Annotated in this window: 22 protein-coding genes; 6 read left to right on the top strand and 16 right to left on the bottom strand. The window is 53.4% G+C overall.

Translation table 11 applies throughout. From position 1 onward, the window contains the following. Positions 1-13: 13 nt before the first annotated feature. The 3 genes from nuoB to lrhA form a co-directional block, all read right to left on the bottom strand. Entirely contained in the window at positions 14-688 is a 675-nt protein-coding gene (gene nuoB, locus CNE01S_RS08035; RefSeq protein WP_008459774.1) for an NADH-quinone oxidoreductase subunit NuoB, read from the bottom strand. Positions 689-703: 15 nt separating this feature from the next. Further along, a complete protein-coding gene (gene nuoA, locus CNE01S_RS08030) occupies positions 704-1150 on the bottom strand; it encodes an NADH-quinone oxidoreductase subunit NuoA (RefSeq protein WP_061274959.1) in 447 nt (148 codons plus the stop codon). A 631-nt stretch (positions 1151-1781) separates the two neighbouring features. Then, entirely contained in the window at positions 1782-2717 is a 936-nt protein-coding gene (gene lrhA, locus CNE01S_RS08025) for a transcriptional regulator LrhA (RefSeq protein WP_061274957.1), read from the bottom strand. 1001 nt (positions 2718-3718) lie between these two features. On the opposite strand from lrhA, the gene alaA reads away from it, so the two are divergent. Both alaA and yfbR read left to right on the top strand, forming a co-directional pair. Continuing rightward, on the top strand, positions 3719-4933 hold the full coding sequence (gene alaA, locus CNE01S_RS08020) for an alanine transaminase AlaA (protein ID WP_008459770.1): 1215 nt from the start codon (positions 3719-3721) through the stop codon (positions 4931-4933). Positions 4934-5009: 76 nt separating this feature from the next. After that, positions 5010-5609: a 5'-deoxynucleotidase gene (gene yfbR, locus CNE01S_RS08015; RefSeq protein WP_061274955.1), complete on the top strand. Its 600-nt coding sequence runs from the start codon at positions 5010-5012 to the stop codon at positions 5607-5609. Between the two features lie 83 nt (positions 5610-5692). On the opposite strand, the gene CNE01S_RS08010 is transcribed toward yfbR, so the two are convergent. The 5 genes from CNE01S_RS08010 to CNE01S_RS25210 all read right to left on the bottom strand — a co-directional run bounded on the left by CNE01S_RS08010 (position 5693) and on the right by CNE01S_RS25210 (position 9595). Beyond that, on the bottom strand, positions 5693-7525 hold the full coding sequence (locus tag CNE01S_RS08010; RefSeq protein WP_061274954.1) for an SLC13 family permease: 1833 nt from the start codon (positions 7523-7525) through the stop codon (positions 5693-5695). Between the two features lie 91 nt (positions 7526-7616). Next, entirely contained in the window at positions 7617-8312 is a 696-nt protein-coding gene (locus CNE01S_RS08005) for a sugar phosphatase (RefSeq protein WP_281258555.1), read from the bottom strand. After that, positions 8290-8784, bottom strand: coding sequence for a YfbU family protein (locus CNE01S_RS08000; protein WP_008459766.1), 495 nt, complete (start codon positions 8782-8784; stop codon positions 8290-8292). The genes CNE01S_RS08005 and CNE01S_RS08000 overlap by 23 nt, the downstream gene beginning before the upstream one ends. Before the next feature lie 95 nt (positions 8785-8879). Further along, positions 8880-9335 carry a terminus macrodomain insulation protein YfbV gene (gene yfbV, locus CNE01S_RS07995; protein ID WP_038480841.1) on the bottom strand — a complete coding sequence of 152 codons (456 nt, stop codon included), beginning with the start codon at positions 9333-9335 and terminating at the stop codon, positions 8880-8882. A gap of 56 nt (positions 9336-9391) precedes the next feature. Next, positions 9392-9595, bottom strand: a complete 204-nt coding sequence (locus CNE01S_RS25210; protein ID WP_138089246.1) for a hypothetical protein — start codon at positions 9593-9595, stop codon at positions 9392-9394. Between the two features lie 78 nt (positions 9596-9673). Between CNE01S_RS25210 and ackA the strand changes: the two genes are divergently transcribed. Both ackA and pta read left to right on the top strand, forming a co-directional pair. Further along, a complete protein-coding gene (gene ackA, locus CNE01S_RS07990) occupies positions 9674-10876 on the top strand; it encodes an acetate kinase (protein WP_008459758.1) in 1203 nt (400 codons plus the stop codon). Between the two features lie 85 nt (positions 10877-10961). Beyond that, positions 10962-13103: a phosphate acetyltransferase gene (gene pta, locus CNE01S_RS07985; RefSeq protein ID WP_061275106.1), complete on the top strand. Its 2142-nt coding sequence runs from the start codon at positions 10962-10964 to the stop codon at positions 13101-13103. Positions 13104-13160: 57 nt separating this feature from the next. On the opposite strand, the gene CNE01S_RS07980 is transcribed toward pta, so the two are convergent. The 5 genes from CNE01S_RS07980 to CNE01S_RS07960 form a co-directional block, all read right to left on the bottom strand. After that, entirely contained in the window at positions 13161-14114 is a 954-nt protein-coding gene (locus CNE01S_RS07980; RefSeq protein WP_061274951.1) for a transketolase family protein, read from the bottom strand. Beyond that, complete coding sequence (locus CNE01S_RS07975) at positions 14107-14940, bottom strand: transketolase (protein WP_061274949.1); 834 nt, start codon at positions 14938-14940, stop codon at positions 14107-14109. The genes CNE01S_RS07980 and CNE01S_RS07975 overlap by 8 nt, the downstream gene beginning before the upstream one ends. Then, entirely contained in the window at positions 14940-16331 is a 1392-nt protein-coding gene (locus tag CNE01S_RS07970; protein WP_061274947.1) for a PTS ascorbate transporter subunit IIC, read from the bottom strand. The genes CNE01S_RS07975 and CNE01S_RS07970 overlap by 1 nt, the downstream gene beginning before the upstream one ends. A gap of 149 nt (positions 16332-16480) precedes the next feature. Beyond that, positions 16481-16753 (bottom strand): PTS sugar transporter subunit IIB, encoded by a 273-nt coding sequence (locus tag CNE01S_RS07965; protein WP_038480825.1) that lies wholly within the window; start codon positions 16751-16753, stop codon positions 16481-16483. 84 nt (positions 16754-16837) lie between these two features. Continuing rightward, complete coding sequence (locus CNE01S_RS07960; protein ID WP_061274945.1) at positions 16838-17281, bottom strand: PTS sugar transporter subunit IIA; 444 nt, start codon at positions 17279-17281, stop codon at positions 16838-16840. Between the two features lie 256 nt (positions 17282-17537). Between CNE01S_RS07960 and CNE01S_RS07955 the strand changes: the two genes are divergently transcribed. After that, a complete protein-coding gene (locus tag CNE01S_RS07955) occupies positions 17538-18557 on the top strand; it encodes a LacI family DNA-binding transcriptional regulator (RefSeq protein WP_061274942.1) in 1020 nt (339 codons plus the stop codon). Positions 18558-18613: 56 nt separating this feature from the next. Here the strand turns inward: CNE01S_RS07955 and yfcD are convergent, their stop codons facing one another. The 3 genes from yfcD to yfcF are packed head-to-tail and all read right to left on the bottom strand — an operon-like array spanning position 18614 to position 20474. Then, complete coding sequence (gene yfcD, locus CNE01S_RS07950) at positions 18614-19162, bottom strand: NUDIX hydrolase YfcD (RefSeq protein ID WP_061274940.1); 549 nt, start codon at positions 19160-19162, stop codon at positions 18614-18616. A gap of 58 nt (positions 19163-19220) precedes the next feature. Further along, complete coding sequence (yfcE, locus tag CNE01S_RS07945; RefSeq protein ID WP_061274938.1) at positions 19221-19772, bottom strand: phosphodiesterase; 552 nt, start codon at positions 19770-19772, stop codon at positions 19221-19223. Positions 19773-19829: 57 nt separating this feature from the next. Beyond that, positions 19830-20474 carry a glutathione transferase gene (yfcF, locus tag CNE01S_RS07940; RefSeq protein ID WP_061274936.1) on the bottom strand — a complete coding sequence of 215 codons (645 nt, stop codon included), beginning with the start codon at positions 20472-20474 and terminating at the stop codon, positions 19830-19832. A 151-nt stretch (positions 20475-20625) separates the two neighbouring features. On the opposite strand from yfcF, the gene yfcG reads away from it, so the two are divergent. After that, a complete protein-coding gene (gene yfcG / locus CNE01S_RS07935; RefSeq protein ID WP_061274934.1) occupies positions 20626-21255 on the top strand; it encodes a GSH-dependent disulfide bond oxidoreductase in 630 nt (209 codons plus the stop codon). Positions 21256-21332 lie beyond the last annotated feature (77 nt).

Below are 21332 nucleotides of genomic sequence, written 5' to 3'. Positions count from 1 at the left end.
CCGCAGGCGCTAATTAAATCTCGTCCGGCGTCCGCAGGTTGGTTACCGCGATACGCTCGCCGCGCTTACGCTCGCGCTCGGACTGCATATTGGCGCGGTAAACGCCCTGATCGCCAACAACCCACGACAGCGGGCGACGCTCTTTGCCGATAGACTCCTGCAGCAGCATCAGCGCCTGCATGTAAGCCTCCGGACGCGGTGGGCAACCAGGGATATAAACATCAACCGGGATAAACTTATCGACGCCCTGCACAACGGAATAGATGTCGTACATGCCGCCAGAGTTAGCGCAGGCCCCCATGGAAATCACCCATTTAGGTTCCAGCATCTGATCGTAAAGGCGCTGAATTACCGGAGCCATTTTGGTGAAGCAGGTACCGGCCACTACCATCAGGTCAGCCTGACGAGGAGAAGCACGTAAAACTTCTGCACCGAAACGCGCCACGTCATGCACAGCGGTAAACGAGGTCACCATCTCTACATAGCAGCAGGAAAGGCCAAAGTTGTATGGCCAGATTGAATTTTTGCGACCCCAGTTCACCACATCGTGCATGGCATGCTCAAGCTTGCCCATGTAAACGCTGCGGTTAATCTCTTGTTCGAGGGGATCGGTTACGATCTCCTGCTTTTGCAGGGGGTAACGGTCATTCTCACCGTTGGGGTCTATGCGGGTGAGCGTATAGTCCATCTTATTGCCTCGCTATTACTGCGTATGACGGTTAGTGAGACTGTCTGTTTCCGGGTTGATTTTCTCACGACGCGAACGCGCAGGAGTCCAATCCAGAGCGCCAATACGCACCAGATAAACCAGACCAGCCAGTAGCACTAAAATGAAAATTGCGGCCTCGACGAAGCCAATCCAGCCGCTTTCACGGATAGAAGTTGACCACGCGTAGAGATACAAGGCTTCCACGTCAAAGATAACGAAGAACATGGCGACCAGGTAAAACTTGGCGGAGAGACGTAGACGCGCCGTACCAACGGAGTCGATGCCCGACTCGAAGGGGGTATTTTTGTGCCGTGCCTTAGCTCTTCCGCCAAGGAACCAGCCCCCGACAAGCATCAGACAGCACAGGCCAACGGCGACAATAAGAAAGACAGCGAACGCCCAGTGATGAGCGATAACTTCAGTGGATGTTGACATACTCATTGCTTACTCATCAAAAGTGGCGCCAAAGTCTCTGCTCTTGTTGGCAGATGAACGCCACATCGATTCATGGGGAGGAACAATCAACCGTACAATAACTACCGGAAATAATGCGTAGGCAGCCAATTGATGGGGTTTTTTACTCCTTTCTATAACCTTTTGTCAACTTTAACAAAAGTATCCACACATTAATTTACACCGACAGCAATTCATTAACATTTAATGCGTTAAAACTCATCAACACTCGCGTAAAGACCAGATTTAGATGAGGGTGAATCGTGTCCGTTCCGTGTGAAAAAATAAACAGCCCCTATATTTTGGCAGGAAATCTCAACTATTCCTCCCCCCAAGAGGGAGTATTTTCTTGATCTGAGACACGCTTTTGTTAATCCACTTCAAAAAGAAGCAACATTGTTATGCGTTTTTTAACATTACCTGGCCTTTGCGCGAAGTTTTCGCTCACAAAACGAACAAAAATAAACGCATAACCAATACATTGAATTTGTTAGGAAAGATGAAAGCCCACGCGGTTTAATGAAAATCAGGTATAAAAAATGGGCCGTTGGTGTAATAAAAACCACCAACGGCCCATTTTTTATCTTTAATATTTTGTTACTAACTAGTCAGCCTGCTGCTACTCAAAATCTCCCTCAACCAGCAGCGTGTCGTCCCCTTCACTTCCCGCCGTGTTATAGCGGTAAGGATTCTCTGGCGTCGCCAGCGCACTGAAGATCGCCTGCGCCAACTCATTACCGCTTTCAGGGTTTTTACACAGCAGATATCGGGTTTCAGGGAGAACTGGCAGCCCTTCTGACGCCCCCAGGACACGAAGTTCCGGACTCATCATTTCAACCGGCCGGGCCGTCACGCCTAAGCCCGCTTTTACCGCAGCCCTAACGGCGGCAAGCGTAGAGGCAACATAAGAAATACGCCATGGCGTCTGGCTGGCATCGAGATGCTCGAGCATCATATCGCGGTACGGGCTTGGATCATCGAGCATGACCAGCGGCAGCGCTTCCCCACTCTGAAAGACATAATCAGCGGCACAGTACCAGAGCGTGGGCGAAGTTCGCAGGACAAGGGCATCAAAGTTAGAAGGGTTTGAGGTTGTCACCACCAGATCGACCTCATGCTGATTAAGCATTTCAATCATGAATGGGTTGCGTTTGACCCTGACGTCCAGCGCCAGCTTGGGGTACACCGAACTGATACGGTTTAACAGGAACGGCAAGATGGTATCGGCCGTTTCATCAGAGGCGCCAAGGGTAAGCGACCCTTGCAGGTTGTTAAACATCAGTGAAGAGCAAGCTTCATCATTGAAGCGAAGGATTTTACGCGCATAGCCCAGCAGTTGAATGCCGTGCTCGGTGAGCAGTTTATTGCGGCCATGTCGGGCAAAAAGCTCTTTCCCGACTAATTGCTCAAGTCGCTGCATCTGTTGGCTTACAGCGGATTGAGTACGGCACACTGCCGCTGCAGCGGCCGCAAAGGTATTGAGATCGGCGACCGCAACGAAGGTCCTCAGCAGATCGAGGTCGAGGTTCAGTATCGGACGATTTGCGTTAATCATAATTTATTCACTAATAGGTTGCTCTTTCGAGTCTGCCCTGGTTGTATTGCTATGATTTATCAAAGAGATAAAGCAATTCCTTTTACCGAATGTCTCCGGTAGTCTTGGCCGCATACGTTAGCGACGCTTCTGTTTGTTATTTTTGTATTCCCCGGCATGTCACAATTATCTGAAACACGCCCTAACGGGATATTAGGCAGGCCCGGATAAGAAAAAACTCACCCACTCATCCTACCAGTCAGCTATTTTAAAACTGAGTAATAAAGGTAAATCAGCTCCGAAAAACGACTTTTAATAAGCTTTTATATGATTATTTAACGGGCTGGAGTATAGCGGCAGGCTTAAACCGGCCAAAACACACAACCAGTTGAATAATAATAGAAATATTTTAAGACACCGACTAAAGCACGCGTTTAACGCAGCCATTGGCATCCAAAACCTACCATTTTTCGTAGCCCATCTTACAGTAAAACATGATGTTTTATAACACTTATTACGAATTATCTGATCTTATTCTCTTTTTGTGGTTTCCACCTTGTTGATTATTTACAACGTTTTTTGAAGTCAGCCGCAAACTATAATAAAAGACACTTAATTATTGCCGAGGTATTTATCTATTACATTAACCAATCTTTTGATATACATCTCTTTAACTACCTTTTCATTAATCCCTTAATGTTCCAGGCATGAATATTAATTTTTCCTTATGTTTAGCGACAACGCATTTACATCCACAGAACCTCTCGCTTAGTACTGAGCACGAAGCAGCGAATAACATTACACCAAAACAATATTGCAGATTATTAATCTGCAATAAAATAAATAATAAGATTATTTAACTATCAATGTTTTTAAGATCGCATTGCGACTTATACATTGTGCTGCAAAGATAAATTGCGTTTCTTAAAGCCTCATCCTTCAAATCTTGCTGCAGCAGGAGTACATTGTGGCGGTGCGCTTCCACGGCAGGACGCGAAATTAACAACAAAGGTCGAAGCTTCATGTCCCCCATCGAAAAATCCAGCAAACTTGATAATGTCTGTTATGACATCCGTGGCCCGGTACTCAAAGAGGCAAAACGCCTTGAAGAAGAAGGCAACAAAGTGCTTAAACTCAACATCGGTAACCCCGCGCCGTTCGGTTTCGAAGCGCCGGATGAGATCCTTGTTGATGTGATCCGTAATCTTCCGACAGCCCAGGGATATTGCGACTCCAAAGGGCTCTTTTCTGCCCGTAAAGCCATCATGCAGCACTATCAGGCTCGCGGGATGCGGGATGTCACCACGGAAGATATCTACATCGGTAACGGTGTTTCCGAATTGATCGTTCAGTCTATGCAGGCTCTGCTAAACAGCGGGGATGAAATGCTGGTTCCCGCGCCGGACTATCCGCTTTGGACAGCGGCCGTTTCCCTCTCCAGCGGTAAAGCGGTGCATTACCTGTGTGACGAGAGTTCAGACTGGTTCCCGGATCTCGACGATATTCGGGCTAAAATCACTCCACGCACGCGCGGCATTGTGATTATCAATCCGAACAACCCTACCGGCGCCGTTTACTCCAAAGAGCTGCTGTTAGAGATTGTCGAAATTGCGCGCCAGCATAATCTGATCATCTTTGCCGATGAGATCTACGACAAAATTCTCTATGACGATGCCGAACATCACTCCATTGCCGCGCTGGCACCGGATCTGCTGACGATTACCTTTAACGGCCTGTCAAAAACCTACCGCGTTGCCGGTTTCCGTCAGGGCTGGATGGTGCTTAACGGGCCGAAGAAGCATGCTAAAGGCTATATAGAAGGCCTGGAAATGCTGGCCTCCATGCGCCTGTGCGCCAACGTTCCGGCGCAACATGCGATTCAAACCGCGCTGGGAGGCTACCAGAGCATCAGCGAATTTATCGTGCCCGGCGGCCGCCTGTACGAACAGCGTAACCGGGCATGGGAACTGATCAACGAAATTCCCGGCGTCTCCTGCGTCAAGCCTCGCGGCGCGCTGTACATGTTCCCGAAAATTGACGCGAAGCGCTTCAATATCCATGACGACCAGAAAATGGTGCTGGACTTCCTGCTGCAGGAAAAAGTTCTGCTGGTTCAGGGTACGGCATTTAACTGGCCGTGGCCGGATCATGTGCGTATTGTGACTCTGCCGCGCATTGATGACCTGGAAATGTCTATAGCCAAGCTGGGCCGTTTCCTCGGCCATTACCACCAGTAAGCCGTTCGGGGGGCATTTGCAATGTCCCCCTTCTCCCCCCACAATGGCGTCACCAAGTTGTAACCGCGAGAACGTCATGAATCAGAGCCATTTTTTTGCCCACCTCTCCCGCCTGAAACTGATCAACCGCTGGCCGCTGATGCGCAACGTCCGCACCGAGAATGTGTCCGAACACAGCCTGCAGGTCGCCATGGTTGCCCACGCGCTCGCCGCCATCAAGAATCGCAAGTTTAACGGCAACGTTAACGCTGAGAGAATTGCGCTTCTGGCGATGTACCACGACGCCAGCGAAGTGCTGACCGGGGATTTACCCACGCCGGTAAAATACTTCAATTCGCAAATCGCGCACGAATACAAAGCTATTGAAAAGATTGCGCAGCAGAAGCTGATTGACATGGTGCCGGAAGAGCTGCGCGATATCTGGGCGCCGCTGATTGATGAGCATAGCTACAGTGAAGAAGAGAAAGCGCTGGTAAAACAGGCGGATGCGCTCTGTGCTTATCTGAAATGCCTGGAGGAACTGTCGGCGGGGAACAACGAGTTTCTGCTGGCTAAAAGTCGCCTGGAAAAAACGCTGGCCGACCGCCATAGCCCGGAGATGGATTATTTTATGCAGGTCTTTGTGCCAAGCTTCCAGCTTTCACTGGATGAGATAAGCCAGGATTCACCGCTTTAAACACTTTCCCTCTGCCGAAGCGAAATCAGGATAATGTTCTCCCCTTCTCCCTTACAGGGAGAAGGCCGGGATGAGGGTAAATATCAGAACGGGAATAACATTGGCACCATCACTACGCTCACGATCATCACAATGACGGTAAACGGCACGCCGAGCTTCACGAAGTCGCTAAATTTATAGTTCCCCGGCCCCAGCACCAGCGTGTTGACCGGCGATGATACCGGCGTCATAAACGCCGCAGAGGCCGCCATCGCCACAATCATCGCGAACGGGTAAGGCGAAACGCCCATTGATTTAGCGGCGGCCAGCGCGATAGGCGCCATCAGTACCGCCGTCGCGGTATTAGAGATAAACAGCCCGATGGTTGCGCACATCACAAAGAGGCACACCAGCATGATGTAAGGCCCATATCCACCGCCAAACTCCATCAGCCCATGAACGATTAAATCCACCCCGCCGGTTTTTTGCAACGCCAGCGCAAAAGGCATCATCCCGACAATCAGAATAATGCTCGGCCAGTGAATCGCCTTATAGGCGCTTTCCATATCAATACAGCGGAACTTGCCCATCAGCAGGCAGGCGATGATCGCGGCAATAGGGTTGGGTATCTCGTCGGTTAGCATTAGGGCGACCATTAGCGCCAGACAGAAAATTGCGTGCGGCGCCTGGCTGTGTGCCGGGGAAGCATCCCGCTCTTCCACCGGCAGATTGAGCACCAGGAAATCACGGTTTTGCTGTGAAAGTTGGTTAATCAGCTTCCAGTCGCCGACCACCAGAATAATATCCCCCAGCTGAATGGGCTCATCCACCAGTAGCCCTTCCATTGCCTTACCGTCTCGCCGCAGGCCAACAACGTTAAGACCGTAGCGGGTTCGGAAGGCGATTTCTCGCAAAGTCTGCCCGGTCAGTTCTGATTCAGGCAAAAGCGACACTTCTGCCATACCCACATCCAACGCTTGATCCGAGAAATACTCGCCGCGCAGCACCATCGGCTCCAGCATTTGCTCGCTGCAAAACTCACGTAAATCAACGTCCGAGGCGGACATATCGATCAGCAGAACGTCACGCGCACGGAACTCGGTCACGCCGGTCACATTGACGATAACGCGGCGGAACTTGCGCCACCGTTCAAGACCGATAACGTTAGCCCCGTAGCGCTCGCGCAGCTTCAAATCATCCAGCCGGTGGCCGACCATCGGCGAACCGGGACGAATAGCCAGCCGTCGCGCCCGCCCGGTCAGGCGATATTCTTTAATCAAATCGCGGAAAGAACGGCGCTTCCAGCTCTCTTTTCCCGCCTCATCGCCCTGCCCTTTAAGCGCAAAACGCACCACCAGCATATAAAGGATGCCAAGCACCAATACCGCCAGGCCAATCGGCGTTACGCTAAAGAACTGGAAGCCTTCCAGCCCTTCACGCAGCAACTCACTATTAATAACCAGATTGGGGGGCGTGGCAACGAGGGTCATCATGCCGCTGATAAGCCCGGCAAAGCTGAGCGGCATCATCAATCTGGAGGGGGAAATTTTCATGCGCATTGAAACGCTGATAACCACCGGAATAAAAATGGCCACCACGCCGGTAGAACTCATGAATGCACCCAGCCCGGCTACCGTCACCATCAGCAGGATCAGCATTTTGGTTTCGCTGCTGCCCGCCACGTCCACCAGCCAACTGCCCATTTTGGTTGCTACGCCGGTACGCACCAGCCCGTCACCAATAATGAATAATGCAGCAATCAGGATAACGTTGGGATCGCTGAACCCGGAAAAGGCTTCGCTCAGGCTTAACGTACCGCTGAGGACAAAAGCGACAATCACCAACAGCGCCACCGCGTCCATACGCATCTTCCCGGTAGCGAACAGCAGGACGGCAATCCCCAGCAACGACAACACCCAAATGAGTTCCGAATTCAAAACGAGTCCCTGAATGGCTGAATATTGGTGAATTGAATGTAGACAAGAATGCCATAAAAAAACCCCGCAAATGCGGGGTTAAATCATGGGATTAGTGTTTTCTTAACACTTCGACCGTGCCGTCCGGCGATTTCTGGACCAGCAGCTCGGTAAGGGAGGTGAGGACATAATCCACGTGTTCAAGCCGTGGCGTATCCGCCGGGGCGTTAACCGCAATCACGTGGCAGCCGGCAGCCAGCCCTGAAAGTACGCCCGCTGGCGCATCTTCAACGACTACGCACTCTTCCGGCTCTAGCCCAAGCAGCTGAGCGCCAAGCAAATAGGCGTCAGGTTCAGGTTTCCCGCGCGCCACTCGCTCAGCCGTCACAAACACTTCCGGCTCGGGTAGGCCACCGGCCAGGCGACGAGCGGATGCTACCGGCACGGAACCTGAAGTGACGATAGCCCACGGAATACCGGCTTCGTTAAGGTGAGCCAAAAGCTCCGCGGCCCCAGGCAGGGCAACGATACCGTCGGTATCTTCAGACTCCAGCTTCTCGAGGCGCAGGAACTCCTGCTGAATTTCTTCCTCGGAGGCACCGGCCATAAAGTGGCGCAGTGAGGTAATCGCCTGCTTGCCGTGGATGAAGCCCAAGACCTCTTCCGGGGAAATATTAAAACGCTTTGCCCAGTTTACCCACGCGCGCTCGACGGCAGGAAGGGAGTCAACCAGCGTACCATCCAAATCAAACAAGAAACCTTTACACTTCACTACGCGTCTCTCCTCAGGCGTTAATAATCTGCGCAATCTCGTTGGCGCTTAAGTGATACTGACGCGGGCAGGCATGCCACACCTTCAGCATTCGTTGATATTTGTCCCACATTGGGGTTTGGGCGTTGAAACCGTGGGTGCCGGCATCGAAATGGGTATAGCGGCCCTCAATATTCACCATAAAGCGAACATAGCCGAGGAAGCGAGCTTCGGTGGCGGCATCAAAGCCCATAAAGGTGACGCGGCGCTCATCGATTTCTTTGCTGTCTTTCAGGTTGGTCCAGGAAACATGCATCGCGTGATACATTTCCATGATGTCGATGACGATGCGGCATGTTTCCTCTTTTAGCTCGCCAAACTCGCGGTCCAGCTCGCGCATTTGCAGGCCATAGCCGCGTTCGATGATGGTCTGCAGACGACGATAGCGCTCGGCGTTATCCGGATCCATCATCGTCATCATCTTATACTGGTTCGATAAAATCAGACGTTGCGCGTGGGTCATTTCCATTTCCTGGCTCCTTTGGTACATGGAAAAATACAGGTTACGGCTAGGATAACCTGTAAGAAAGTGTGCCTTCCTTTATATGCGCAACCGCAGGGTAATTACAAATCATCCAGGAAAGTTTTATCCAGCTGTTTGAACGCGCGCTTCAGCACGTCCGCCAGTGCCTGGTAGTCCGGCTTGCCTTCAACCGGGGCCAAAGCCTGGCCAGCTTCCTGCAGTTTCATACGAACTTCATAAAACCACTGTAAGGTTGAAGGCGGTAATGGCGTGACCGAGCGCTTGCCGAGCCACCACAGTCCTTGCATCGGCAGGCTACAGGCAAAAAGTGCCGTGGCCACAGCGGGGCCAAGCTGACCGCCCAATGCGATTTGCCACGTTAGGGTAAACACCGCCAGCGGCGGCATAAAACGTATGGCGTACCGAGTGGCACGAATCACACGATTTTCGATAAATACCGGTGACAGCCGCTTATCCAGCGGCCAGGTCTTTGAGTAGTGCTGCCCACGTCCGAACAGGCTAAACCAGCTAACATGGCTATTCTGGGGTGTCGACATGGCTCATACCTCAACTCTACATATAAAAAATAAAATAATATTGCAACTCAACAACTCTAAATGACATCGTTCAAAAAATTTTGTCTTTCCGAGCCGCTATCTGCTACCCTGTGCCGGCCTTTGATGGCCGTAGTTGGGAAACCACACGCTGTCAAACATTCTTTTACATCGCCGTGACCTGCAGCTTCAGGAATATGGCGTAAACTCTGAGTAATTTTATTCGCCATGCCGAAAAACGCTTTTGGCATGACGTTAATCATAAATGTCCGCGTCATCATGCGCTACGCTGATAGACTCACTGACGTTTTTTTAGCCACGTATCAAAAATAGGTACTTCCATGTCGAGTAAGCTAGTACTGGTTCTGAACTGCGGTAGCTCATCACTGAAATTCGCAATTATCGATGCTGTAAACGGTGAAGAGTACCTTTCTGGTTTAGCAGAGTGTTTCCACCTTCCTGAAGCCCGTATCAAATGGAAGCTGGACGGCGCTAAACAAGAAGCGGCTCTGGGTGCAGGTGCCGCTCACAGCGAAGCTCTTAACTTCATCGTTAATAAAATTCTGGCAGAAAAACCAGAATTGTCCGCTCAGTTGACCGCAATTGGTCACCGTATCGTACACGGCGGTGAAAAATACACCAGCTCCGTTGTTATCGATGATTCCGTTATTCAGGGTATCAAAGATTCTGCCTCTTTTGCACCGCTGCATAACCCGGCTCACCTGATCGGTATCGCTGAAGCCCTGAAATCCTTCCCTAACCTGGCTGATAAAAACGTTGCCGTGTTCGACACCGCGTTCCATCAGACCATGCCGGAAGAATCTTTCCTCTACGCTCTGCCGTACAAACTGTACAAAGAGCACGGCGTTCGTCGCTATGGCGCACACGGCACCAGCCACTTCTATGTGACTCAGGAAGCCGCAAAAATGCTGAACAAGCCGGTTGATGAACTGAACATCATCACCTGCCACCTGGGCAACGGCGGTTCCGTTTCTGCAATCCGTAACGGCAAATGCGTTGATACTTCCATGGGTCTGACCCCGCTGGAAGGTCTGGTCATGGGTACCCGCTCCGGCGACATCGACCCGGCTATCATCTTCCACCTGCACGATGCCCTGGGCATGAGCGTGGAAGACATCAACAAGATGCTGACCAAAGAGTCTGGCCTGCTGGGTCTGACCGAAGTCACCAGCGACTGCCGCTATGTTGAAGACAACTACGCGACTAAAGAAGACGCTAAACGTGCGATGGACGTTTACTGCCACCGTCTGGCGAAATACATCGGTTCTTACACCGCGCTGATGGATGGCCGTCTGGACGCCGTTGTCTTCACCGGCGGTATCGGTGAAAACGCCGCGATGGTGCGCGAACTGTCCCTGGGCAAACTGGGCGTACTGGGCTTCGACGTTGATCACGAGCGCAACCTGGCTGCACGTTTCGGCAAGTCTGGCTTCATCAACAAGGAAGGCACCCGCCCGGCGGTGGTTATCACCACCAACGAAGAGCTGGTCATCGCTCAGGATGCATCCCGCCTGACCGCCTGATTCCCTCACCGCCAGCCTTAGCTGGCGGTGTTGTTTTCTGAGTCGAGTGAGCATCCCTGCTCGCGAAAACGAAAGAGGTTATACCGTGTCCCGTACTATTATGCTGATCCCTACCGGAACCAGCGTCGGCCTTACTAGCGTAAGCCTTGGCGTTATCCGTGCTATGGAACAAAAAGGCGTTCGTCTGAGCGTCTTCAAACCTATCGCCCAGCCGCGTACCGGTGGCGATAGCCCGGACCAGACCACCAGCATCATTCGTGCTAACTCCACCATCCCGGCCGCCGAGCCGCTGAACATGGGCCACGTAGAGTCCCTGCTGTCCAGCAATCAGCAGGACGTGTTGATGGAAGAGATTATCGCCAACTACCATGCCACCAGCAAAGATGCTGAAGTCGTGCTGGTTGAAGGCCTGGTGCCGACCCGCAAACACCAGTTTGCTCAGGCGCTGAACTACGAAATCGCCAAAACCCTGAACGCGGAAATCGTCTTCGTAATGTCTCTGGGCAATGACTCTCCGGAGCAGCTGAAAGAGCGTATCGAACTGACCCGCAGCAGCTTCGGCGGCAGCAAAAACACCAACATCACCGGCGTTATCATTAACAAATTGAACGCACCGGTTGATGAGCAAGGCCGCACCCGCCCTGACCTGTCCGAGATCTTCGACGACTCCAGCAAAGCGAGCATCGCGAACATCGATCCTAAGCAGCTGTTTGCCGACAGCCCGCTGCCGGTTCTGGGCTGTGTGCCGTGGAGCTTCGAACTGATTGCTACCCGCGCTATCGACATGGCTCGCCACCTGAACGCGACCGTCATTAACGAAGGTGACATCAATACTCGCCGCGTGAAGTCCGTGACCTTCTGTGCGCGCAGCATTCCGCACATGCTGGAACACTTCCGCCCTGGTTCTCTGCTGGTCACCTCCGCAGATCGCCCGGACGTGCTGGTAGCCGCCTGCCTGGCCGCCATGAACGGCGTTGAAATCGGCGCAATCCTGCTGACCGGCGGTTACGAAATGGACCCACGCATCAGCAAGCTGTGCGAACGTGCTTTCGCCACCGGCCTGCCGCTGTTCATGGTTGATACCAACACCTGGCAGACCTCTCTGAGCCTGCAGAGCTTCAACCTGGAAGTCCCAACCGACGACCATCAGCGTATCGAAAAAGTGCAGGAATATGTGGCCAGCCACATCGATGCTAACTGGATCGAATCCCTGACCGCGACCTCCGAGCGCAGCCGTCGTCTGTCTCCTCCAGCGTTCCGCTACCAGCTGACCGAACTGGCTCGTAAAGCCGGTAAACGTGTTGTGCTGCCGGAAGGCGACGAACCGCGTACCGTTAAAGCAGCAGCTATCTGTGCTGAACGTGGTATCGCGACCTGTGTGCTGCTTGGTAACCCGGATGAAATCACCCGTGTTGCTGCGGCGCAGGGCGTTGAGCTGGGCGCAGGCATCGAAATCGTCGATCCAGAAGTGGTTCGCGAAAGCTACGTTGCCCGTCTGGTTGAACTGCGTAAGAGCAAAGGCATGACCGAAGCCGTTGCTCGCGAGCAGCTGGAAGACAACGTTGTGCTGGGCACCCTGATGCTTGAGCAGGACGAAGTTGACGGCCTGGTTTCCGGCGCAGTTCACACCACCGCCAACACCATCCGTCCACCGCTGCAGCTGATCAAAACCGCACCAGGCAGTTCTCTGGTGTCTTCCGTGTTCTTCATGCTGCTGCCTGAACAGGTTTACGTTTACGGCGACTGTGCGATCAACCCGGATCCAACCGCAGAACAGCTGGCAGAGATCGCGATTCAGTCCGCTGACTCCGCTGCCGCTTTCGGTATCGACCCGCGCGTTGCAATGCTCTCCTACTCCACCGGTAACTCCGGCGCAGGTAGCGACGTTGAGAAAGTGCGTGAAGCGACCCGTATCGCTCAGGAAAAACGCCCTGACCTGGTCATCGACGGCCCACTGCAGTATGACGCTGCGGTAATGGCTGACGTGGCTAAGTCTAAGGCACCAAACTCTCCTGTTGCGGGCCGTGCGACCGTGTTCATCTTCCCTGACCTGAACACCGGTAACACCACCTATAAAGCGGTACAGCGTTCTGCAGACCTGATCTCTATCGGGCCAATGCTGCAGGGTATGCGCAAGCCGGTTAACGACCTGTCCCGTGGCGCGCTGGTTGACGATATCGTCTACACCATCGCTCTGACCGCGATTCAGTCCGCTCAGCAGGCGTAAGCAAGCCGAGACGCAAAAAGGCAGCCAGGTGGCTGCCTTTTTTATTGCTATAACCCGCTACAGTAGCTCTTTCGCCGCTTTCACGATATCTACCGCCGTAAGGCCATACTCCTGCTGCAGGAACGCCTGGGTCCCGACCTGGCCGTAACGTTCCTTCACGCCCACTCTGCGCATCGGCACCGGGCAAGTTTCAACCAGAACTTCCGCCACCGCCGACCCCAGCCCGTTGTGAATACTGTGGTTTTCGCAGGTCACAATCCGGCCAGTTTTTTCGGCATAGTTCTTCACCAGCATGCGGTCGATAGGCTTGAGGGTGAACATGTCGATCACCGCCGCGCTGCCCCCCTCCTGCTCCAGCTGTTGAGCCGCTTTTAGCGCTTCTGCAACCATAATCCCGTTGGCTATCAGCGTAATGTCCGTGCCTTCACGCAGCACGTTGCCTTTGCCGATGGTGAAGGTCGAGCCTTCCTCATAAACGGTAGCCGCCTGCTTGCGAATAGTCCTCACCCAGTAGAAACCTTCCAGCTCGATAAGCTGACGCAAAATATCTTTAAACATCACCGCGTCGGTCACCTCCAGCACAATGGAGTTTGCCAGCCCACGAACAATACCCATATCTTCGAACGACATATGGGTCCCGCCGTTATGGCAGGCCGTTACCCCGGCGTCAGAAGCGATGACCTTGACGTTATTGCGCTGGTAATCCAGCGACATAAACAGCTGGTCAAAACAACGGCGGCTGGCAAAGGCGGTAAAGGTATGCACGAACGGCTTACGCCCGGTCAGCGACAGGCCTGCCGCCACGCCAATCACGTTGGCCTCCATGATGCCGCAGTTAATCACATGCTGCGGGTTATCTCGCTGTACGCCGTCCATCGCCATCGAACTCATCAGGTCGGCTTCCAGCGCGATGATCCCGCTGTCTTCGCTAATCTGCTGCTGAACAAACCCGGCATAGATTTTCCGCATTTCAACGGCGTCCTGGCCGCCCGTCTGGTTTACCTTAATCATGTGCCGCCTCCAGTTGCGCGATGGCCTGCTCCAGCGCCTGTTTTGACTGCTCCGTCAGGCGAAGATGATGAGAATTACCCAGCTGTTCAAGATACGGCACGCCTTGCCCCTTCACGCTGTCGAGAACCACCAGCAGAGGACGCTGCTCGCCGCTGCGCACAGGCTTCACCGCCGCCAGCAAGCCGGCGATGTCATCCCCTTTCACCTGCACGACGTCAAAACCGAAGGCGCTAAACTTCTCTGCCAGATCGAAAGCGCAGATGATTTCGTCCAGCTCGCCGTCCAGCTGCTGCTTGTTCCAGTCCACGAAGACCGTCAGGTTATTGAGGCGGTGATGAGCAATAAACTGGAAAGCCTCCCAGCACTGCCCCTCGTTCAGCTCGCCGTCGCCGACGATGCTGAATACCCGGTTACGGCGTTGCGCCAGCTTGTGGGACAGCGCAATACCTGCGGCAATCGAAATCCCCTGCCCCAGCGAACCTGTAGTGGCGTCCACGCCGCGAGTTTTCAGGCGATCGGGGTGGCTCGGCAGGCTGGTCCCATTCTCATTCAGAGTGGCCAACTGCTCGACCGGGAAATATCCCTTAAGCGCCAGCGTGCTGTACAGCGCCGGGCCAGCATGCCCTTTCGACAGCACAAAGTAATCGCGTTCAGACCAGTCGGGATCGCCCGGATCGATATTCATCACCTCGCCGTACAGCACTGCCAGCGTCTCAACCACCGACATGCTGCCGCCGTAATGGCCAAACCCCAGTTGGGTGAGCGCCTTCAGCGTCTCGACCCGGATGTCGCGCGCAAACCGCGTGACGTCTGCCAGTTCATTCATTATTTAGCCCCCGTATTGTCTTCAGTGTGTACGGCAGGAGTGCCTTTTCCTTTGCCCAGATAGTTGAACCCGACCAGTACCGCAAACACGGCGACCACTACTGCGGTAATCGCCGCAGGTGACAGGAAGCGTGCCAGGTTGCCGAGGATAATCCCCACTACGCCGAAATCAGCGTCGGAGAAGGTAGTGTTGGCGAAGCCCAGCGCCCCCAGCACAGGCAGCAGCAAGACAGGCAGGAAGGTAATCAGCAGTCCGTTGGCAAAAGCCCCCACCATTGCCCCGCGACGACCGCCGGTAGCGTTACCAAACACGCCAGCGGTAGCCCCGGTAAAGAAGTGAGGCACTACGCCCGGCAAAATCAGCACCAGCTTCATCTGCCCCAGCAGGAACAGGCCGACCAGGCCACCGAGGAAACTGAACAGGAAGCCCACCAGCACGGCATTCGGCGCGTAAGGGTAAACCACCGGGCAGTCAAGCGCCGGGCGAGCATTAGGCACCAGCTTCTCGGAGAAACCGGTAAACGCCGGGACGATTTCTGCCAGAATCAAACGCACACCCTGCAGGATGATGAACACCCCGGCCGCAAAGGTAATCGCCTGAATAATGGAGTAAACCAGGAAGTTCTGGCCGCCGCTGAGCTTCTCTTCTACATAAGCCTGACCCGCACAAATCGCGAGGATCATGTAGATGATTATCATGGTCAGGGAGATAGAGATTGAGCTGTCGCGCAGGAAGCTGAGGTTCTTCGGCAGGTTCATCTCTTCCGTTGAACGCGAGCCTTTCCCGCACTTGCTGCCGATCCAGCCGGACAGGACGTAGCCCAGCGTGCCGAAGTGACCAAAGCCGATATCATCGGTACCGGTGATACGACGCATGTAGCGCTGAGCAATCGCCGGGAAGAACGCCATAATCAGGCCAAGGATCAGCGACCCGGTAAACACCAGCGCCACGCCTTCAAAGCCTGCCACGGTCAGGATGACGCTTATCATGCACGCCATGTAGAACGTGTGGTGCCCGGTCAGGAAGATGTACTTCAGGCGGGTAAAGCGAGCCACAATGATGTTCGCCACCATCCCGAAGGCCATAATCAGCGCCGTGGATGCCCCGTATTTTTCCAGCGCGATGGAAACAATCGCTTCATTATTCGGAATAATGCCCTGGATATTAAAGGCGTGCTCAAACATACCGCCCAGTGGATTCAAAGACCCCACTAATACGGTGGCGCCGCCGCCCAGAACAATAAAACCTAATACGGTTTTAATTGAGCCTTTGACCACATCAGAAAATGATTTCTTTTGTGCCACCAGGCCAATTAATGCTATCAACCCGACGAGAATGGCCGGGACCTTTAGAATATCAACAATAAAATTCAGCGTGCCAAGGATAAACATATCCGCCTCCGCTTATATCCGTCATACTTCGAGCCGCAGGCGCGTTGACTGCGCTCACGCCTACCAGTCATTTACTTGATGTAAACTCCTGGAATGCCTGAGCTTGCCGCCTTCCTGCAATTCGAATTATTTTGGCTATATTATTATGATTAACGACCAGCAAAATAAGCGCTCAGCTTATTTTCCAGCTCATTGATATCGATGATGTTGTTGATAACCACCAGCTGACTGTCGGGCAGGCTTGCGCTGGCGGCAATGTCTTTCGCCATCACAAATACATCAGCCGCCCCCGGCGTGGCGGAGGATAAATCAGAGTGCTCAACTTCCGCTTCAATATTGAGTTTTTTAAGCACCTTTTTAATATTCATTTCGACCATAAAACTACTGCCCAGGCCGGAACCGCAGATTGCCATTATCTTCATCGTGTTTACCTTATATTTTTAGTAGAGTACAAGCGCATCGCATTTTTCAATGCAACGTAAAAAACCATGGTGTTAAATTAAAAACTAGAATCGATTAATTATTTTTTGTATTTCCTCCAGGTTATTGGCCTGATGCAGTAGTGCCATATCTTCGTCGCTGGAAAATAGCTCGGCGAGCGCGGAAATCATTTCAATGTGGCTATGGCTGTCCGGCGCCGCCAGCATAATAATAACGTCTACCGGATCGTTGCCTTCGGAATGAAAACTGACGCCCTGCCTCAGCTTTAACAGCGACAGCCCAAGCCCGGTCGCGCCTTCTTCTGGCCGCGCATGCGGCATCGCCAGGCCCGGCGCCAGCACATAATAAGGCCCTAGCTTTTGATGCTGTTGCATGATGGCCGTCAGGTAATGCGGAGAAATAATTCCCGCACTCAGCAGCGGCTGGGCGCTAATTTCCAGCGCCTGCTGCCAGCTAGTGGCGTTGTCGTGAAGCTGAATAGTCCCCTGATGCAGCCATTGATTAAGCACGATACCCTCTCGAAATCGACGTTGATGATGGGCAAACTTTATTCAACGACCTCGGGTTTAACCGTGATTGATATCACAAAGATAGCGCTACCAATAACTATCACTCGATTTTGTGATAGCGCTATCAAATTGCAATCATTGTGTTAAATCGCATTAAGACACACGATTTCAGGCGTATACTTGAGCGATATTTCCCCTTCTTTTTCAGGGGCCAACGTCAGCCTGGCGTTTTTCAGGCCGAGAATCAGGAATCATAATGTCCATAACCCGAAAGCGGCGAAGTACCGGTAAGGTGACGCTTGCAGATGTGGCTCAGCTCGCCGGAGTCGGTACGATGACCGTTTCGCGAGCGCTAAGAACCCCGGAGCAGGTTTCCGACAAATTACGCGAAAAAATCGAAGCGGCGGTTTCCGAACTGGGTTACATGCCCAACCTGGCGGCCAGCGCATTGGCCTCCGCTTCCTCGTACACCATTGCGATGGTGGTACCAAGCCTGGCGGAATCCGGCTGCAGCGAAATGTTTGCCGGCCTGCAACAGGTGCTTCAGCCAGCGGGGTATCAGATAGTCCTTGCGGAGTCCCAGCACCGGCTGGAGCAGGAAGAAAAGCTGCTGGAAACGCTGCTGACGTCCAATATCGCTGCGGCGATTTTACTCAGCGTTGAGCACAGCGACACGGTGCGGGGTTGGCTGAAGCATGCCAGTATTCCCGTGCTGGAAATAGGCGCCACCCGCGCCGACCCGCTGGACATGAACATCGGTATTGATAACGTCGCGGCGATGTTTGAACTGACGGAAATGCTCATCCACCGCGGGTATCAGAACATCGGTTTGCTGTGCGCCAACCAGGAGCAGTGGATTTTCCAGCAGCACCTTCAGGGCTGGTACAAAGCGATGCTGCGCCACCATATGTCGCCCAACAGGGTGATCAACGCTGCCGCACCGCCGAATTTCTCCACCGGGGCAGCACAGTTACCCGAATTTTTGCTGGCCTGGCCGGAGCTGGACGCGCTGGTCTGCGTGTCAGATGAGCTGGCCTGCGGCGCACTGTACGAATGCCAGCGCAGGCGCATCAAAGTCCCTGACGACTTAGCCATCGTCGGTTTTGGCGACAGCGACGTAAGCCGCGTGTGTCAACCCGCGCTGACGACCATTGCGGTACCACATCGTAAGATTGGGATTGAAGCAGGAAGAGCGTTGCTGGCAAGAATTAACGAAGAAGAATGGGATCGGAGCCCGACTATCGCGTCCTCGCTGTGTATGCGGGACAGTTGCTGATTTTCCCTCACCCTGGTCCCCTCCTTGCAGGAAGAGGATCGGGGTGAGGGTAAAAATTACTCGCTCTCTTCGCTTTGTGTTTGTGACTCATTTTTGGCGTTGCGGGTCATCCACAGCGCCAGCGCCTTCAGCGAATCGGGGGTAAATTCGTCGCAGCGCGCAGTGATCTCTTCCGGCGACATCCAGCTCACTTCGCTGACTTCTTCTTCCTGCAGCGCGAAAGGCCCGTGGGAAACGCAGCTAAAAAGCCCACCCCAAACGCGGCAGCTATCATCTTCGAAGTAGAACTGACCGTGTTCCGCGAACGGTACGCCGGCAATGCCAAGTTCCTCTTCCGCCTCGCGGCGAGCCGACTCGAGCATCTGTTCATCCGCCTGCACTACGCCGCCTGCGGTGGCATCCAGCATGCCCGGCATGAAGTCTTTAATTTCGGTGCGACGCTGCACCAGAATTTTGCCCATACCATCGTGAACAACAATATAAGTCGCGCGATGACGCAGCCGCTGCGCACGCATTTGCTCGCGGCTTGCCTGTGCGATGACCTCATTGTCCTCATTAACAATATCTACCCATTCCGTGCCGACAAAATGACTCTGTTCCACCATCAGGGAAACCTTATTCAGGGGCGCTCTTACGGCGCGTTATTGGATTAACCTGTCAACGTTACGGGGTAATACGCACCTGCGCAATAACCCCATCACTCTCCAGCGTGCGAACGGTCAGAACGCCATCATCCAGCATCCCGTAACTGGCCTCAAAACCGCCCTTCGGTATGCTGACAGAGCCTGGATTAAACAAATAGATCTGTTCGTGCTTTTCTGCAACCGGAAGATGCGTATGGCCGAAAATCAGAACATCGCCAGCGGACAGCGGCGGCAGGTTATCCGGATGATAGAGATGCCCGTGGGTCAGAAAAAGCCGCTGATGTGCCAGCAAAACCTGCTGCCAGGGCGCGGTGATGGGAAACTGAAGCAGCATTTGATCCACTTCGCTGTCGCAGTTTCCACGCACCGCAATAATTTTATCGGCGACGCTATTCAGGCTCTGCGCTACCGCTGAAGGATTGTAGCCTTCAGGTAGCGCATTTCGCGGGCCGTGATTCAGTAAATCGCCCAGAATGACCAGCCATTTCGCGCCGCTGTGCGCAAAGCGTTCCAGCACTTTTTCCGTGGCGGGTAGCGAACCGTGAAGGTCCGAGGCAAACATCAGCTTCATTTATCCCTGGCTCCAGTAATGACAATCAACCAATGATAACGAATTCCCCGCCCGCTATCAGCCTGCGTTTTTGGCCGACTGTGCCAGCCAAAGCTGCACCGACGCGCGCTGCCACTGGAAGCTGGCATACTCTTTCAGCCGCTCAGGCACTTCATCCCCGTTCATAATCAGGCGGTTGAGCATCAGCGCCAGATCGGTGTCGGCAATAGACCATTCACCAAATAAATTTTGCTGCCCTTCTGGGAGCATGCGTTCTGCGGTGGCGATTAACTTCTCTGCGGCCTGTTGGCCTGCGGGGCTTAGCGCGGGTTTCTTCTCGCCGGCAAAGACAACGGCCGTGGAGCGCTCTTCACGGATGGGCATTAAGTCACTGCGCAGCCACGCCTGCACCTGCCGCGCCCGGGCACGTTTTTCAATGTTATGAGGATAAATGCGTTCCCACGTCGGCGGCGCAAAACGCTCTTCCAAATATTCATCAATGGCGGAGGATTCGCTGAGCACAAAATCCCCGACGGCCAGCACCGGCACGCGGCGAGTCAGATCAAAACCTTTCCAGCCCGGCTTTAAATTCTGGCCACTGGAAAGGTCGATGGTTTGCAAAGAAAAGGCGAGCCCTTTTTCTTTCAGCGCAACAAAAACGGAAAGCACATAGGGGCTGAAACACTGGCTATCGGTCCACAACGTAATGGCAGGCTGGCTCATCATATCCTCACTAATTCGCGCGACAGGTTATTGAACATAGAGCGAAAAAAATATTTTGTCATCCGCTTAAAACGCACCATTCCGGTGCAGAAATAGCAAAAACTTCTATACTCGAAACATTTGCCAAAATGGACTAACCCCTGGAGTGACCATGATCGAACTTTATTATGCGCCTACCCCAAACGGCCATAAAATCACCCTGTTTCTCGAAGAAGCTGGCCTGGATTACAAAATCCACCGGGTCGATATCGGCAAAGGTGAACAGTTTCGCCCGGATTTTCTGGCTATTTCACCGAATAACAAAATCCCAGCCATCGTCGATAACAAACCGGCCGACGGTGGGGAGCCTTTAAGCCTCTTTGAGTCCGGCGAAATTTTGCTTTATCTGGCTGATAAAACCGGGTCACTTCTCAGCAAAGAACTGCGCGCCCGCCACGCTACGCTGCAGTGGCTGTTTTGGCAGGTCGGCGGCTTTGGGCCGATGTTGGGTCAGAACCACCATTTCAACCACTTTGCTCCGCAGCCTGTCCCTTATGCTATTGAGCGCTATCAGGTCGAAACCCAACGCCTTTACGGCGTACTTAATAAACAGCTTGAGAAAGCCCCGTGGCTTGGCGGCCACGATTACAGCATTGCGGATATCGCGACTTATCCCTGGGTGGTGTCCCATGAGCGCCAGCGCGTTGACCTGGCCAATTTCCCAGCGGTACGAAACTGGTTTGAACGGATCCGCACCCGACCTGCTACCGTGAAGGCTTATCAGCAGGCAGAGAAGACGTAATCCCCGGTTCAGGTTTTTTCCCGCGCTGGTGTATCCTGTGGCGGGAAAAGACTAATAAGGAACCTGCAATGTCATCC

It is taken from the genome of Cedecea neteri NBRC 105707 = ATCC 33855 (assembly GCF_001571265.1).
In the GTDB taxonomy this organism is placed as follows: domain Bacteria; phylum Pseudomonadota; class Gammaproteobacteria; order Enterobacterales; family Enterobacteriaceae; genus Cedecea; species Cedecea neteri.
This window is presented reverse-complemented; position numbering and strand designations above follow the sequence as displayed.

Excerpts from the sequence above, each read along its gene's own strand:
- nuoB (WP_008459774.1), bottom strand. The coding sequence starts at position 688 with ATGGACTATACGCTCACCCGCATAGACCCCAACGGTGAGAATGACCGT.
- nuoA (WP_061274959.1), bottom strand. The coding sequence starts at position 1,150 with ATGAGTATGTCAACATCCACTGAAGTTATCGCTCATCACTGGGCGTTC.
- lrhA (WP_061274957.1), bottom strand. The coding sequence starts at position 2,717 with ATGATTAACGCAAATCGTCCGATACTGAACCTCGACCTCGATCTGCTG.
- alaA (WP_008459770.1), top strand. The coding sequence starts at position 3,719 with ATGTCCCCCATCGAAAAATCCAGCAAACTTGATAATGTCTGTTATGAC.
- yfbR (WP_061274955.1), top strand. The coding sequence starts at position 5,010 with ATGAATCAGAGCCATTTTTTTGCCCACCTCTCCCGCCTGAAACTGATC.
- CNE01S_RS08000 (WP_008459766.1), bottom strand. The coding sequence starts at position 8,784 with ATGGAAATGACCCACGCGCAACGTCTGATTTTATCGAACCAGTATAAG.
- yfbV (WP_038480841.1), bottom strand. The coding sequence starts at position 9,335 with ATGTCGACACCCCAGAATAGCCATGTTAGCTGGTTTAGCCTGTTCGGA.
- CNE01S_RS25210 (WP_138089246.1), bottom strand. The coding sequence starts at position 9,595 with ATGATTAACGTCATGCCAAAAGCGTTTTTCGGCATGGCGAATAAAATT.
- ackA (WP_008459758.1), top strand. The coding sequence starts at position 9,674 with ATGTCGAGTAAGCTAGTACTGGTTCTGAACTGCGGTAGCTCATCACTG.
- CNE01S_RS07980 (WP_061274951.1), bottom strand. The coding sequence starts at position 14,114 with ATGATTAAGGTAAACCAGACGGGCGGCCAGGACGCCGTTGAAATGCGG.
- CNE01S_RS07975 (WP_061274949.1), bottom strand. The coding sequence starts at position 14,940 with ATGAATGAACTGGCAGACGTCACGCGGTTTGCGCGCGACATCCGGGTC.
- CNE01S_RS07970 (WP_061274947.1), bottom strand. The coding sequence starts at position 16,331 with ATGTTTATCCTTGGCACGCTGAATTTTATTGTTGATATTCTAAAGGTC.
- CNE01S_RS07965 (WP_038480825.1), bottom strand. The coding sequence starts at position 16,753 with ATGAAGATAATGGCAATCTGCGGTTCCGGCCTGGGCAGTAGTTTTATG.
- CNE01S_RS07955 (WP_061274942.1), top strand. The coding sequence starts at position 17,538 with ATGTCCATAACCCGAAAGCGGCGAAGTACCGGTAAGGTGACGCTTGCA.
- yfcD (WP_061274940.1), bottom strand. The coding sequence starts at position 19,162 with ATGGTGGAACAGAGTCATTTTGTCGGCACGGAATGGGTAGATATTGTT.
- yfcE (WP_061274938.1), bottom strand. The coding sequence starts at position 19,772 with ATGAAGCTGATGTTTGCCTCGGACCTTCACGGTTCGCTACCCGCCACG.
- yfcF (WP_061274936.1), bottom strand. The coding sequence starts at position 20,474 with ATGAGCCAGCCTGCCATTACGTTGTGGACCGATAGCCAGTGTTTCAGC.
- yfcG (WP_061274934.1), top strand. The coding sequence starts at position 20,626 with ATGATCGAACTTTATTATGCGCCTACCCCAAACGGCCATAAAATCACC.